This is a genomic window from Priestia sp. D51 (assembly GCF_053345675.1).
In genome coordinates, this window is sequence record NZ_JBLTIR010000002.1 from 348,540 (window position 1) to 363,012 (window position 14,473).

The 14,473-nt window shown below is 38.6% G+C and carries 15 protein-coding genes; 5 read left to right on the top strand and 10 right to left on the bottom strand.

Translation table 11 applies throughout. The features are described 5' to 3' along the window. Nucleotides 1–14 precede the first annotated feature (14 nt). The 3 genes from ACNHOZ_RS08420 to ACNHOZ_RS08430 form a co-directional block, all read right to left on the bottom strand. On the bottom strand, nucleotides 15–776 hold the full coding sequence (locus tag ACNHOZ_RS08420; protein ID WP_047750660.1) for a glucose 1-dehydrogenase: 762 nt from the start codon (nucleotides 774–776) through the stop codon (nucleotides 15–17). Continuing rightward, nucleotides 773–1,804 carry a zinc-dependent alcohol dehydrogenase gene (locus tag ACNHOZ_RS08425; RefSeq protein ID WP_328174980.1) on the bottom strand — a complete coding sequence of 344 codons (1,032 nt, stop codon included), beginning with the start codon at nucleotides 1,802–1,804 and terminating at the stop codon, nucleotides 773–775. The genes ACNHOZ_RS08420 and ACNHOZ_RS08425 overlap by 4 nt, the downstream gene beginning before the upstream one ends. Nucleotides 1,805–1,885: 81 nt before the next feature. Then, a complete protein-coding gene (locus ACNHOZ_RS08430; protein WP_447697130.1) occupies nucleotides 1,886–2,575 on the bottom strand; it encodes a GntR family transcriptional regulator in 690 nt (229 codons plus the stop codon). A gap of 154 nt (nucleotides 2,576–2,729) precedes the next feature. Between ACNHOZ_RS08430 and ACNHOZ_RS08435 the strand changes: the two genes are divergently transcribed. Next, nucleotides 2,730–3,188 (top strand): hypothetical protein, encoded by a 459-nt coding sequence (locus tag ACNHOZ_RS08435; protein ID WP_028412928.1) that lies wholly within the window; start codon nucleotides 2,730–2,732, stop codon nucleotides 3,186–3,188. A gap of 29 nt (nucleotides 3,189–3,217) precedes the next feature. On the opposite strand, the gene ACNHOZ_RS08440 is transcribed toward ACNHOZ_RS08435, so the two are convergent. After that, complete coding sequence (locus tag ACNHOZ_RS08440; RefSeq protein WP_048019080.1) at nucleotides 3,218–4,099, bottom strand: M23 family metallopeptidase; 882 nt, start codon at nucleotides 4,097–4,099, stop codon at nucleotides 3,218–3,220. Between the two features lie 263 nt (nucleotides 4,100–4,362). Between ACNHOZ_RS08440 and ACNHOZ_RS08445 the strand changes: the two genes are divergently transcribed. Then, a complete protein-coding gene (locus ACNHOZ_RS08445) occupies nucleotides 4,363–4,899 on the top strand; it encodes a histidine phosphatase family protein (RefSeq protein WP_221833035.1) in 537 nt (178 codons plus the stop codon). 47 nt (nucleotides 4,900–4,946) lie between these two features. On the opposite strand, the gene ACNHOZ_RS08450 is transcribed toward ACNHOZ_RS08445, so the two are convergent. Beyond that, nucleotides 4,947–6,980: a Na+/H+ antiporter gene (locus tag ACNHOZ_RS08450; RefSeq protein WP_063247770.1), complete on the bottom strand. Its 2,034-nt coding sequence runs from the start codon at nucleotides 6,978–6,980 to the stop codon at nucleotides 4,947–4,949. A gap of 269 nt (nucleotides 6,981–7,249) precedes the next feature. Between ACNHOZ_RS08450 and ACNHOZ_RS08455 the strand changes: the two genes are divergently transcribed. Further along, nucleotides 7,250–8,563, top strand: coding sequence for a hemolysin family protein (locus ACNHOZ_RS08455; RefSeq protein ID WP_033579360.1), 1,314 nt, complete (start codon nucleotides 7,250–7,252; stop codon nucleotides 8,561–8,563). Here the strand turns inward: ACNHOZ_RS08455 and ACNHOZ_RS08460 are convergent, their stop codons facing one another. After that, nucleotides 8,564–9,010, bottom strand: a complete 447-nt coding sequence (locus ACNHOZ_RS08460) for a DUF4385 domain-containing protein (protein ID WP_034268877.1) — start codon at nucleotides 9,008–9,010, stop codon at nucleotides 8,564–8,566. Between the two features lie 173 nt (nucleotides 9,011–9,183). Here ACNHOZ_RS08460 and ACNHOZ_RS08465 point away from each other — a divergent pair, with 173 nt between their 5' ends. Together ACNHOZ_RS08465 and ACNHOZ_RS08470 are read left to right on the top strand one after the other, a co-directional pair. Further along, the gene (locus tag ACNHOZ_RS08465) at nucleotides 9,184–10,503 is read left to right on the top strand and encodes a DUF2254 domain-containing protein (RefSeq protein WP_230683474.1); all 1,320 of its coding nucleotides are present in this window, start codon (nucleotides 9,184–9,186) and stop codon (nucleotides 10,501–10,503) included. A gap of 281 nt (nucleotides 10,504–10,784) precedes the next feature. After that, the gene (locus tag ACNHOZ_RS08470) at nucleotides 10,785–11,081 is read left to right on the top strand and encodes a hypothetical protein (RefSeq protein ID WP_048019076.1); all 297 of its coding nucleotides are present in this window, start codon (nucleotides 10,785–10,787) and stop codon (nucleotides 11,079–11,081) included. Nucleotides 11,082–11,145: 64 nt separating this feature from the next. On the opposite strand, the gene ACNHOZ_RS08475 is transcribed toward ACNHOZ_RS08470, so the two are convergent. From ACNHOZ_RS08475 to nikB, 4 genes are read right to left on the bottom strand one after another with little or no spacing between them, the layout of a single operon-like run. Then, nucleotides 11,146–11,916 (bottom strand): ABC transporter ATP-binding protein, encoded by a 771-nt coding sequence (locus tag ACNHOZ_RS08475; protein WP_033579363.1) that lies wholly within the window; start codon nucleotides 11,914–11,916, stop codon nucleotides 11,146–11,148. 9 nt (nucleotides 11,917–11,925) lie between these two features. Beyond that, nucleotides 11,926–12,723, bottom strand: coding sequence for an ABC transporter ATP-binding protein (locus tag ACNHOZ_RS08480; protein WP_048019075.1), 798 nt, complete (start codon nucleotides 12,721–12,723; stop codon nucleotides 11,926–11,928). A gap of 5 nt (nucleotides 12,724–12,728) precedes the next feature. After that, the gene (gene nikC, locus ACNHOZ_RS08485) at nucleotides 12,729–13,535 is read right to left on the bottom strand and encodes a nickel transporter permease (RefSeq protein ID WP_047750651.1); all 807 of its coding nucleotides are present in this window, start codon (nucleotides 13,533–13,535) and stop codon (nucleotides 12,729–12,731) included. Beyond that, nucleotides 13,532–14,473 carry a nickel ABC transporter permease gene (nikB, locus tag ACNHOZ_RS08490; RefSeq protein WP_028412916.1) on the bottom strand — a complete coding sequence of 314 codons (942 nt, stop codon included), beginning with the start codon at nucleotides 14,471–14,473 and terminating at the stop codon, nucleotides 13,532–13,534. Before nikB ends, nikC begins: the two co-directional genes overlap by 4 nt.

The following is a 14,473-nucleotide window of genomic DNA, read 5'->3' on the forward strand; positions in this document are numbered from 1 at the left end:
TATTGGTTCATGCGTTATCTTCCTAGCCATCCTCCGTCTACGGCAAGCAAGTGTCCGTGAATATAAGCAGACGCATCAGATGCTAAAAAGACGACCGCTCCTTTAAAATCATCTGCTTGTCCCCATCTTCCTGCGGGAATACGTTCAATAATTTGTCTGCTGCGCGTTTCATCGTTAATAAGTGCTTCATTCATATCAGTAGCAATGTACCCTGGTACAATTCCATTAACATTTACGCCTTTTGCTGCCCATTCATTAGATAAAGCCTTTGTAAGCTGAGCAACTCCGCCTTTTGCTGCGGCATAAGCTGGAACGGTAATACCTCCTTGGTAAGAAAGCAAAGATGCCATATTAATGATTTTTCCGCTTCCTTGTTTAAGCATTTGGCGGCCCGCCTGCTGACATAACAGCCATACGGTTTTTAAATTAACGTTCATAACAGCGTCCCAATCTTCTTCTGCAAAGTCTACAGCGGGTGAGCGTCTTTGAATGCCCGCGTTGTTCACTAAAATATCGAGCTTGCCAAAATAAGCAACAACCGATGAGATCGCTTCGCTTACTTCAGAAGCGTTTTCTAGATCACAATTAACAATAAAACATTTTCTTCCCAGACGTTCAATTTCTTCTTTTACTCCAAGAAATTCCTTTGATCTCTGCAGCAGAGCGATATCCGAACCTGCTTCTGCCAAAGCAATCGCCATTGATCTTCCAATTCCTCTTGTTGCTCCTGTAATCGCTGCTACTTTACCATCTAAAGAAAAAAAATCTACTGTCATTGTTCATTCTCCTCTCCGTTTGGTGCAAATAAAACCTTAAGTGATTCATCAGGCCGCTGCATAAACTCAAACCCCGCTTGAATATCTTCAAGCTGCAGTTTATGAGAAATTAAAGAATCTGCTGCTATTTCACCGTTTGCCAGTAAATCAATAGCCGTCTGAAAATCTTCCCTTGTATAACATCTCGTTGTAGTTAATGAAATTTCTTTAAAGTGCATCGCTGCTAAATCTACTTCTGGAGCGCTTTTGTATACGCTCACCACTACAATCTCTCCTTGAATACGGCTTGTTTCAACCATTTGTTTTGCTGTAATTTGATTTCCGGCTACTTCAAATACAACGTCTGCACCGACGTCATTCGTAAGCAAACGCACTTCTTTTACAACGTCTTTTTTCGCTGCATCAATTGGTATAAAGCCAAGTTCTTTCGCTTTAGTTAAGCGATAAGAACTAATATCTGAGATCATTACTTTTTTTGCTCCTGCTCGTTTCGCAATCATCCCGATCAGCAGTCCAATAGGTCCTGCCCCTAAAATGACAGCTTGGTCTCCTACTTTCAAGCGCGAGCGTCTTACTGTATGTACGGCAACCGCTACAGGTTCTGCAAGAGCTGCATGATCGCTAGACAGTTTCTCTGGCAAGAGGTGAAGGCGGTTCACTGGAACAGCCACGTGCTGTGCGAATCCTCCATCTTGATCAATACCAATTAGTTTTAACTTCTTACAAACGTGAAACTGTCCTTTTACACAGGCTTCGCATGTTCCGCAGCTAAGCGTAGGTTCAACTGCTACCCGGTCACCTAAAGAAAATTCCGTTTCTCCTCGGATCTCCTCTATCACTCCGCTGAATTCATGCCCCATAATAAGTGGTGCTTGTGCTCTCGGGTGTTTTCCAAAATAAATCATCATATCCGTTCCGCAAATTCCAGCATGAGATACCTTTACAAGCGCTTCTCCTTCTTTTATAACCGGTTTCGCTTTTTGCTGCATAACGGCTTTTGCTTTTGAAACGTAGACACCTGCTTTCATTTCTCCATCCCCTTTTTGTATACTTGTCGATAAGTTAAAGAGAAAAAGGTCCAAAAACATTTTGAATCTTTTATCCCTTTTTTATGCTTCATTCAAAAGTGAAGCTGTTATCGTATTTCGTGTGTCTTCAAAGTGACGTTTCAATTCATCTTGAATACGTTCTGTATTTTGAGACTTTAATGCCTTAATCATTTCATGATGCTGCTTAATCAGTGGGAGCAAAGCTGCTTTATCATCTCGAAACCTTTTTTCAGTCGTAATTAAAAGAGCAGCTAAAATAATTTCACGGATGCTTTCCCACAATTTTAATATCCGCTTGTGGTCTGCTTCGATAATCACGAGCTCATGAAACCGCAAATCTTGATAAGCAAACTCTACATAGTCATCGTATTTAGCTGCCATGTTCATTTGATCAATGCTTTGCTCCAGCTTTTTAATAAGCGAATCATGATTAACTTCAGATAAACGTTCTAAGACAAAATGTTCTAAAAGCAGACGAACATCGTACAGCTCGTTTAAATCCCTAGTTGTTAAACCAATAACAACTGCTCCCATTCGCTGTAAATCAATTAGTCCTTCGTTTGAAAGGGTCCGCAGCGCTTCTCTTATAGGAGATCGACTCATTCCAAACTCTGCCGAGAGCTGATTTTCCGATAGTATGGTTCCTTTCTTCAGCTCGCCACTCATAATTTGAATTCTCAATTTGCTTACAACTTGTTCTCCTAGCGAGGCTCCCCGAAGCCATCTTTCCGGGTAGGTTACCTTTTTAATGTGTCATCACTTCCTTAGCCAACTTGTATACAAGTATTCAAGATTTAGTATATAGATAAGAAAGCTATTTGTAAACGTTTTCTTTATAAAATGTATATTTTTACAATTCTTTCTTACACTAAGAACTACTGATAAATAAAAGGTGGGAAGATGGATGAATCAAATTATATTATGGGGAATTCTTGTTATTCCATGGTTTTTACTGCTGCTGCTTGATAAACAGCGGGTTAAACGATTTTTTACTGTAGGGTTGTTTGCTGCATTAATGATGACAATCGCCTATCAAGTAGCGGAAAAAATGCACTGGTGGACGGTTCAAGAAAACGTATTTTTTCTTACTAGCATGGGAGCAACGATTTATTGCCTTCATATTGTGATTACGATCTTTGTCTTTTACCTTACGTATCCCGGGTTTATCTTGTACATAATGGTTAACATTATTTTGGATTTGATTCATGGTTATGTTATAGTTCCTTTTCTCGCTAAAATTGGGCTTTATAATCTGTATGAAATTAGTCATTTTGGACTTTTCCTTGTCATGACTACCGTAGCCATTATCCTTTACTTGTTTCAGCGGCTTCTTGACTTTATATTTGAGGAAATCCCTGCATAAAAAGCCACAGCAAACGCTATGGCTTTTAATCAATAGAAAAATGGAATAACTGTATCTCCGCGAATCGGTTCAATAGCCGCATGAAACTGAATTCGCAAACTTTTTGACGTTTCGATGTCAGAGGCATCCATGACGTGAAAATGAATGTGAGGTTCGGATGAATTCCCGGAATTTCCACACCTTCCGAGCAGCGTTCCTTTACGAACCACGTCTCCTTTTTTCACAGAAACCGACCCTTGCTTCAAATGTGCAAGCACACTGTATTCTTTCCCTTCATGTTCAATGATAACGTGATTTCCTAAAGGATTTTTTTTATTCGTGTGTCCAATTTCATTATCTTCTTGGCCATCAGCTGCTGCGATAACGACTCCTTCAAGCGGAGCTACAACCTTTTTTCCATAAGCATAGTAATCTTCGTTTTTCATTCCATCATTTTTATAGCTTTGCTTTCCTTTTCGCACGACTAAATCATATGCATACCTTTGGCTTTCGACTGGATGGTGATAGTTCAACAACTCATGCTTTCCACCCCAATAGACAAACCATTCACTTTGAATCGGCATCGTATATTTGTTTGTACTCCATTTCTCTCTCTCTGAAAATGATTCTATAGGAGCAAGCACAAGTGCTTGTATAATATTATGTTCATCAAACATAACGCTGATGGCTTTTCTCTGCGTAGAATTTATCCAAATAAACTGCTCAATTTGAGGGGTTAAATAAAGATTTGTTTCTAGTCTGTAGAACTGTTCTCCTTGATTAAACAATTTGCTCTGCTCCAAAAATTGCTGAAGGGAAACTTGACGTTTAAATTCTTCGCTTACACAATCATAAAGCTTCTTAAAATCCCCTTCTGCAAATAAAGTTCCAAACTCTTCTCTGATATTCACTTTTCTCTCTGTATCCATCATTGTAATCCACCCTTTTATATGTATTTCAATTTGTTTGAATTATCTATAAGTAATACGTTTTATCTTATAAAAAGGTTTCATTTTCCAATTATTCTATCTCAAAATCTTCTCCTATACCTTATTTACAATTTTCTCAATCCATTTTATACTTATTTTACAAATATTTGAAAGGAGGTGCAGCATGATGAAAATAACGTTAAATAAAAAAATCAAGCTGCGCCGAGTAAGTATTTTTGGCGCTTAAATTTTAAGGAGATTTCACAATGAAAGTAGCATTAGTACGTCATTACAAAGTAAACAAAGGGCTTCCAGAAAACCACCGCTTATCCACCGATGAACTAGTGGCTTGGTTTCAGGAATATGATGAATCAGATATTACGTATGGAGAGACTGATTTAAATAATATTGAATGGAAACGCTGTTTTTCAAGCGATATGCCGCGAGCACACAAAACGGCAAAGCATATTTATAACCAAGAGATCACTCTTCTTCCGGAACTTAGAGAAATACCCATGCCTATTATTCCAGTAAAATTTAAACTTCCTTTTATCCTCTGGGCATTACTGTTTCGCATGTCCGGACTCATCAACAAACAAGCTCGTACAGATATGGCTGAGACTAAGAGAAAAGTAGCAGCAGTGCTAGATCGCGCTATTTCCGAGTCAGAAGACGATTTGCTGATTGTCAGCCACGGAGGAATTATGAAGTTTATGCGTAAAGAACTTATAAAACGCGGCTTTAAAGGTCCTCGATTTGATATTGCTGTTAACGGAAAGCTTTATCTTTTTGAAAAGCAATAGAATGAAACTTATTAGAAAAAGTCGCAGAGACTACTCTCTGCGACTTTTTAATAACCATTTTCTTCAATTGTTAATGCTTCACGCAAAGCGATATCTTTTCGAATATTATGAGCGATTTCACGTGTGATTTCTCCTTTTTCATAAAGTTCTTGCACCGTTTCCCGCTCGGTATGAAACGCTTTATAACATAAATCTCTCGTTGCTTTTTTACGTTTACCTGAATTATACTCCGTACTCTCTTTTCTAAGTCTTGCCATGGATCTATGGTATTCACTAATGATAGCAAGTGAAATCATTCGATTTTCTTCGTTCATATTTTCTTTAATGACCTTTATCGCTTCTTCAATCATTTGAATACGTACTTTGTTCACTTTACTTCTTCTGCGCAGGCTTTGTTTTCTTAAAGCCTGCTTATTCGGTGAAAAAATTCGGACTAGTAATAATAAAACTTTTTTAAACCTCATCCAGCTCACCAATAATTTGTACCTTACACGATTGGTTACAGCCATTTCAAGCTTGTGCGTATGTTCCAAACAAATATACGCTGTCTCACGGTCTATTTTTTCCTCTTTTAATAGCTTTTCCACCAATTTCCCCTTGGCCTGAAGAGCCAGCAATCGAATTTCTTCTTCATACTGTTTGTTTTCAGAGGCTTCTAAAGGATGCGTTTTAACGATGATGTTATTAATCGTTGTATTATACGTCGAAATTAACGAAAGCGCTGCTCCACGATTTTCCTCGGTCATTTCTCTTTTTAACCGCTGAATAGCAGCTTTGTGCACTTTAATGCGTGCTTTAACCTCTTTTGTATTGCGCTCAGGCTTCTTCGGCGCCTTTTCTGTTTTCGCAATAACAGGTAAAAGAATGCTTGCCGCAACTAAGGTTAACAATATAACGCCTGCTGCTAGAAAAATAATCAGAGAGCGTTCCGGGAAATCACTGCCGTTATCAAGCGTATAAGGAATCGAAAACGCTCCGGCTAACGTAACAGCTCCTCGTACACCTGAAACCGTAATAATACCAATAGACCGAGGCTCAGGTTTTAGATGCTTGTTGTTTTTGTAATACCAGCCTACTGACCATGATACCATCACCCAAATAAATCGTAGTACAAGCAAAAAGACAGTAATAATCAAAATATAAAGAAGCACTTGTCCATTATTAAAGTTTGGATCTTGAATAATTGCTTTCGCCACTTTTGGTATTTGCAGACCAAGCAGCACAAAAACCAAGCCATTTAACAAATATAAAATAACCGTCCAAGTACTTTTTGATACCACTTTAAGCTGCTGGTTAGGTGATTCCTCTCGGTCGCGCTCAATCGCATGCACAATGCCGCCTGCTACAACTGCCAAGATTCCCGATAGATGAAAGTGTTCAGCAATGTAGAAGACAACAAATGGAGTTAGAATTTGTATTAACATATGAATCGTAATATCTTCCATTCCTAAACGTCGAACAAGTACACGCAGTCTGATAATCAGAAAAGCGATAAATGCTCCTACAAACAAACCTCCCAACGCTACCCAAAGGAACTGAAATGTAGCATCTATGATTGAAAAAACGCCCGTTACGGTAGCAGCTACTGCTACTTGAAACGCTACAAGACCAGAGGCATCATTCATCAGTCCTTCCCCTTCAAGCAAATGCATAATTCGCTTAGGCAGCTTTACTCGGCTCGCCATAGCTCCAACTGCCACTACATCTGTTGGGGACAAAATAGCGGCTAGTGCAAATGCCGCCGGTAACGGAATGGAAGGGATAAGCCAATTGATTAGATATCCCCCTACTGCCACCGTTACAAAAACCAGTCCCAGCGCTAGTAATAAAATAGGTGTACGAAGCTTCCAAAGAGCAGCTCTTGACACGTTTTTCCCATCATTAAATAATAGCGGGGCAATAAATAATATAAAAAATAATTCAGGTTCCAAATGGACATCTCCGCCAAATGGCAAGATAGCAAGCCCTGCTCCCAAAGCTATTTGAACTAACGGAACAGGAATAAATGGCACAAAATGATTAATGATATTAGATAGACCAATCAAAGCCAATAAGACTAATATCGTCAGAAAAAATTCCATAAAAACAATCGACTCCTACTTCTATTTACATCTCTTTAAAGCTATCACGTTGTCTCTTTTCGTTCATTTTATAATGTTTAGTTTACGCTTTTTCTGCCAAAAAATGTTGCGGGTTATTAAAAAGTGTTCTTTCTTTTCGATAAGTTTATTTCTACGGAGATTAAGGGAACAGTATACATGATATTCTTTATTTACCATATAAATCAGCTCAGCAAACTTTTATAAAGGAGGTGTTCCCTTATCCGTTTCAACGGGGTAAGGAGATAAATTTGGAAACAGTAAATGTCATCTTATTCATCGTATTAATCATATTAACAGCCTTTTTTGTTGCAACGGAATTTGCCGTCATTAGGGTACGGTCGACTAGAATCGATCAGTTAATTGAAGAAGGAAACCGGAACGCTTTAGCAGCAAAAAAAGTAGTATCAAATTTAGATGGTTATCTTTCAGCCACACAGCTGGGCATTACGGTTACCGCATTGGGTCTAGGCTGGATAGGTGAACCTACGGTAGGTCATTTATTAGAGCCGCTTATTGACATGCTTCCTTTTGCTACATCACTTTCGCATGTCATATCTTTTGTTCTTGCTTTTTCGATTGTCACATTTTTAAATGTGGTAGCTGGAGAACTTGCGCCCAAAACGGTGGCGATTCAAAAAGCCGAACAAGTGACGCTGTTATTTTCCCGTCCTCTTATTCTTTTTTCTAAGTTACTTTATCCGTTTATTTGGCTTTTAAACCACTCAGCAAGAGGCGTTGTCGGATTATTCGGCCTGAAGCCAGCTTCTGAAAATGAAGTAGCTCATAGTGAAGAAGAACTTAGAATTATTTTATCTGAAAGCTATGAGAGCGGTGAAATTAATCAATCGGAATTTAAGTTCATGAATAATATCTTTGAATTTGATAATCGTACGGCTAAAGAAATCATGGTGCCTCGTACAGAAATTGTTAGCGTATCAGCAGATGAAACGATAGAAGAATTCTTAAAAATGGCTAGAGTAGAGCAATATACTCGCTATCCAGTAGTTATAGATGGAAACAAAGATCAAGTGGTGGGATTAGTTAATATTAAAGAAATATTAGCGGATTACATAAAAGAAGATGATATCAAACCACGTACCGTGCAAACGTATATGAAACCCATCATTCAAGTCATTGATTCCATCGCCATTTACGACTTATTGCTTAAAATTCAAAGGGACAGAATTCACATGGCCATCTTAATAGACGAGTATGGAGGAACAACGGGGCTTGTAACGGTTGAAGACATTTTAGAAGAAATTGTTGGTGAAATTCGTGATGAATTTGATGATGATGAAATACCGGACGTACACAAAATTAATGAAAATCACTACGTACTAGATGCGAAGGTGTTGATTGAAGAAGTAAATGATTTACTCGGAACAACTATTGAACAAGAAGACGTTGATACCATTGGCGGTTGGATGCTGACCGAAAAGTTTGATCTTGCTAAAGGTGATAGCATCAAAAACGAAGGTTTTTCATTTAAAGTCATTGATATTGAACATCACCATATTAAACGAATCGAAATAACAAAGGAAAAAAGTACGGATCCCAGCTGATTATCCGTACTTTTTTTGATGCTCTTTTTTCATTTGCAAGTACTCTTTATTCTCTCGTACCTCTTTCCATTTTTCCATAAAAATTGATGCCGATTCTGCTTTTTGTTCATCAATTTGCCGTTCGTTACGCTCGCCGTCTTTGTTGTATTTCTTTCCGCCTTTGTAGTTCGCGTAGCGCCTCGATCGCGTGTATCCCATTTGGAGAAATTTCCGGGCCATGTCCATTCCAACAAAATCGCTTTTTTCTTTGTAGGTTAAAAAAAGCTGATAGATGGCGTCGGCGGATTCCTCAGCAATGTCAGGTGTACGAAAACGCCAGTGAGGAAGAATTTCACTTTTATATGGCTCAACAAGGAGAACTCCTTGTTCTCCTTTTCCTACTCTATACTTTTCAGGATGTTTTCTAAAATCGATATGTTCAAAGTCAAGTGAATAATCAAATGCCACGGCTCTTCCCTCCTTTTTGATCTCTACCCTTTACAAATGAATGATAAAACTTTTCTTAAAGAAGTTTTTCACATGCAGGTGAGGGTAATAATAGGTGGATAAGTATGGTTAACTTTTTTCTTCATACTAAAAGAAGTCCGAACTTATTAAATCATGATATGGGAGATTTCGTTATGTCAATAAAGCTACAGCAAAATCGAATAAAAGCTAATTTTTGGATTACTCCTTCTATATACGGAATTATTGCTTTTGTTTTAGCCACTATTAGTACATTTTTAGATCGATATTTGACAGCTCACAAACAGTGGTTAAAGTTAGTTCCTTCCGTGTTTCTAACGGATAAAGAGCTTGCTCATACTATTTTAAGTTCAGTATCAAATTCCTTATTAACGATGACGACAATTACGTTTTCTTCTGTGTTAGTGGTACTGACTACGTTTGTAGGTCAGTTTTCTCCTAGAACGATTCAGAACTTTAATACAGATGCCAAAACTCAGCGCGTGCTTGGCACTTTTATCGGTGGATACGTATACGTGCTTGTACTGCTCATTCAAGTTCGCAGCAACCAAGTCAGCAATACTTTTATTGTTCCTTCATTAGCCATCGTGGTAGCATTCATTTGCTTAGGGATGTTTGTGTTTTTGATTCACCACGTCATCAACTGGATTAAAGTCGGAAATTTAATTTCAAACATTGCCAAAAAAACGATGCTTACCATTGAAGAGAGACGGCTAGAACAACAAAAGCACCCCGAATCAAAGAATGAAATACAGGTTGATTTTGATAGTGAAAACACACTGCAAATTAAAAGTAATAGACAAGGATATATTCAATATATCGAACTCAACCATTTAACAGCACTAGCATCTAAATTAAATGTCATTGTTAAACTCGAAAAAGCACCCGGAGAGTATGTAGAAGCAGACACACCGTTATTAACTGTAATCACTCACAATCAATCGTTAGAACGTGAAAAATTTCTTCATTGCTTGTTTATTACAAATGACCAAGAATCGATCCAAGATGTAAAATTAGGTATTCAAAAACTAAGTGAAATTGCATTAAGAGCTATTTCACCAGCTATTAATGACCCTGAAACAGCTATTAACTGCATTGAACAGCTCACGCAAGTGTTTATCAAACTCGGACAAAGTTATTCTTCCTCTCCTTATTATTGCGATGAAGAAGGACGTATTCGAGTGCTGCTAGAAAAACCTTCTTTTACGGATTATTTGTACAAAGCGTTCTATCAAATTCGCCATTATGGAAAAGAAGATGTTTCCGTGATGTCTGCTGTCATTAAGGCATTAACTGTAATCGCTGAAACAAATCGCTCTGCCATCAAAAACGACGTGTGGGTTTTTTCTTCCTATATCGTAGAAGGACTGCAAAAGGAAGAGTGGCTTAAAATGGACAAAGAGTTTCTTAATCAGCTTCTCAAAAACCTTGCAAAAGCTTGTGAAAAAAAATGCGGGTCTATGCTGATAGAATAAAAACCAAAAAAGCCGCTCATCAACTGAGCGGCTTTTTCTTACGATGTGAGGAACTTCTAATCTATGGGATAACAAACGGGCTAGAGTCGTTTTTCCATTTCCAACGGATCCAACGATATGTATGTTTTTACATGAAGCGCTTTGAATACTTCATCTCCTCCTACTTCAAACCTGTTCTTTTATACATATTGTATCATTCAAGTTCTTTTTCTCTAATGCAAACCAAAACGTTTTATGCTAGTATTTTATGGTACTTGACTGACAAAAGGAGTGAAAACACAGTGCCTAAAACCCTTTTTGGAAAACTTACGCTGTTTTGGATTGGACTATTTTTATTAATTACAGGTCTATTTTTTTATTATAAATATACAAACCAAGGGTTTACAGCTGCAGATTTATTCTTTCGCTCCTCTCCTCCTTTAGCTACTATTGGCTTTCTTTTAAGCGCAGCCGGACTATATGAAGAACGAGGAAAAAACAAGCTAATTCCTCTTGTTGTACTCACCATTAGTTTTATCATGCTCTGCCAAGTAGGCTATCACTTTATCCATATGCATACTCCACCGCCGCGTCCCTGACTTTGTCTCATTCTCATTTATAAAAAAGCTCTCGTTTAGTATATTAAACGAAGAGCTTTATTTTCTATTCAAATAAACGCACAAGCTTTTTTGTATAGGGATGCCTGTTTTTATCAAATAGCTGTGCACGGTCAAATTGATCGATAACCTCGCCTTGCTGCATAACCATCATGCGACTGCTCATAAATTTTACTGCTGCTAAATCATGCGAAATAAAAAGATAAGACAGCTGAAAAGTCTCCTGCAAATCTTTTAATAAATTTAAAATCTTTGCTTGTACCGTAACATCAAGACTCGCTGTTGGTTCGTCTAACAGTACCAGAGACGGACCTACGCTAATGGCACGCGCAATCGCTACACGCTGAAGCTGTCCTCCGCTGAGTTCATGGGGATAATTCAACGCATATTCTGCGTTAATTCCGACTTTTTCTAACAAATAAAAAGCGATTTCTTTTTCATTTCTGCTCACATGAGATAAAAATGAAGGAACGGTTCGCTGCTGCCGCAAAGGCTCGAGCAAAGAATCGATGATTTTTACTTTTGGATTAAAAGAAGCCGCGGGGTTTTGAAATACCACTTGCATGCCTAGACGAGCTTGCTGCAGTTTTTTCCCTTTTAACCGGTGAAGAGGTTTCTCTGCAAACCATACTTCTCCCTGCTGAGTCTCTGTTAACCTTAGCACGCTTTTTACAAGCGTACTTTTTCCGCTTCCACTTTCTCCGACAATCCCTACACATTCCCCTTTATCGATATGCAGGGAAACATTATTTAGCGCTTTAACGTCTTTATACTGTTTCACAAGCTGCGTGACGCGTAATATATTTTTTTCTTTCATATCTCACTCCTATATCAACACTTTTTTCTGCGTATCTAACAATCGATCAGGCGTTTTCCGTAAAGAAGGAATGGCGTTAAACAGTTTTTTTGTGTAAAAATGACGCGGAGTGTGAAGCAGAGATTCGATACTGTTTTCTTCCACGATTTCTCCTGCTAGCATAATGGCTGCCCGGTCCGCATATTTCCGCACATGACGCAAATCATGAGTAATAAACAGAATGGCACAGCCAGCTTCTTCTTTCAGCTTATACAGCAGCTGAAGAACTTCAGCTGCTGCCACGCTATCTAAAGCCGTAGTTGGTTCATCTGCGATAATCAAGGCAGGCTTCATCACCAGCGCTAAAGCAATCGCTGCTCGCTGAAGCTGTCCTCCGCTCAGCTGAGAAGCATAGCTTTTATATACGCGTTCATTAGGTAAATTCACAGCTTTTAAAGCCTGAAAAATGGCGGCTTTCCTGTCTTTTTTAGACAGCTTACTATGTGTACGAATCGTTTCATCAAACTGCTTTCCAATTGTTAAAAAAGGAGTAAAAGCACTTCGATAGTCTTGAAAGATATACGAAATATCTTTTCCAAGGATAGGCGCCTCTCCTTTCTGCTTAAAGATAATAGATCCTCCTTTAAGCGTTACACCTGAAGGCAGCAGTCCTCCTATCGAAGCAGCAGTGATACTTTTACCGCTTCCGCTTTCTCCAACAAGCGCCATCCACTGTCCTTGCTCGATTATAAAAGAAACGTCTTTTACGATTTGTTTTGTTTTATTATAAATGGCTAAATGCTTTACTTCTAAAACGATGACGGCCACCTCTTTTATCGATTAACTTGATATTTCCCTCGAATATATTCACCTAAAGCTGTAAACGTCAGCACAAATAAAATAATGGCCACACCTGGTATCAACATTAACTGCGGAGCATTGTAAAAGTAGGCCCTGCCTTCATTTAGCATCGTTCCCCATTCCGGAGTAGGCGGCTGAGTCCCTAGTCCAATATAGGATAATGAAGCCATCATTAAAATAATTTTCCCTATATCCAGCGTAGCAAGAACAAGAATATGTCCCCCGACGTGAGGAAGAAAATGGCGAAGGATTAAAGGTAGTGTTCCCACTCCGTTTAATTTAGCAATCAGCACATATTCTTTTGACTTCTCTTGAAGCACAATACTCCGCACTACCCTTGCATAACTAACCCACTTTACAATAACCATTGCAGCAATTAAGTTAAATAATCCAGGCCCTAACAGTCCGCTTAAGACAATGGCTGCAATATAATCAGGAAAAGCTAAAAAAGCATCTACAATTCTCATTAAAAAGCGATCTATCTTTCCTCCAATATACCCTGAAACTAAACCAACCGGGACTCCAATCAAAAGAGAGAGCGCTAAGACAAGAAAACTAGTTCCAATCGTAGTCTGAGCTCCAGCTATGATTCGTGAAAAAAGATCTCTGCCTAAGTGATCAGTCCCTAGCCAGTGATCACTGTTGGCTTTTTGAAGCCGGTCTTGCATATTGACTTGTGTGGGGTCCATTGGTATTAGCTGACTTCCAAACAGACAAAATAAAATAAGCACAATACCACACATGCTTATTACTACAAAAAGAAGCTGCGGCTTTTTCACGTTTTATCCCCTCCCTTTACATAGAGCTGGGGATTTACATATTTGTAGCTCAAATCCACAAGTGAATTGATTAAAACAACAAACAGGCCCATCCACAAAATATACCCTTGAATCACAGGATAATCACGATTCATAATCGCATCAATAACTAATTTTCCAATTCCAGGATAAGCAAAAAGCACTTCAATAATAACCGTTCCTCCAAGTAAACTCCCTAAGCTTGTCCCTAAAATGGTAAGAATGGGTGTTAAGCTATACCGAAACGCATGGAAAATAAAAATGCGGCTTTCACTTATTCCTCTTGCTCGAGCAGATCGTACAAAATCTTGTTTCAATCCTTCTAGCAGACTAGCTCTAATCATTCGCATATACACAGCGGACATGGCAAAACCAAGTGTTAAAGAAGGCAGCACAAGATGGGCTGCTGTGCCTGTACCCATTGAAGGAAGCCATTGAAGACGTACAGAGAACAGCTGTATAAACAAAAGACCGAGCCAAAAGCTTGGAATAGACGCTCCAATTAGAGAAATACTTCTGCTGAGATAATCAATCCACTTATTTGGATATAGTGCTGACAGCGTTCCGAGTGGCACAGCTATTAAAAGCATCACAACCAAAGATGCAACCGTCAAGCGCAGCGTAGCCGGAAACTTCTCAACTAATTCGTCGATGACAGGCTCTTTTGTCATATACGAAGATCCTAAATCAAACTGAAAAAAACGCGTCAGCCATTTTCCATATTGAATATATACAGGTTCATTAAACCCTAGCTCTGTTCGCAAACTATTTATTTGTTCCTCAGAAACTGCCACGTCATCTACGCGGAGCATTTGCTTAACTGGGTCTCCTGGAGCCAGCTTCATTAAAACAAAGCTGAGAAACGATAGGATAACTAAAAAAATGAGTAATTCTATTATTCTTTTACCAATTAATTTCAT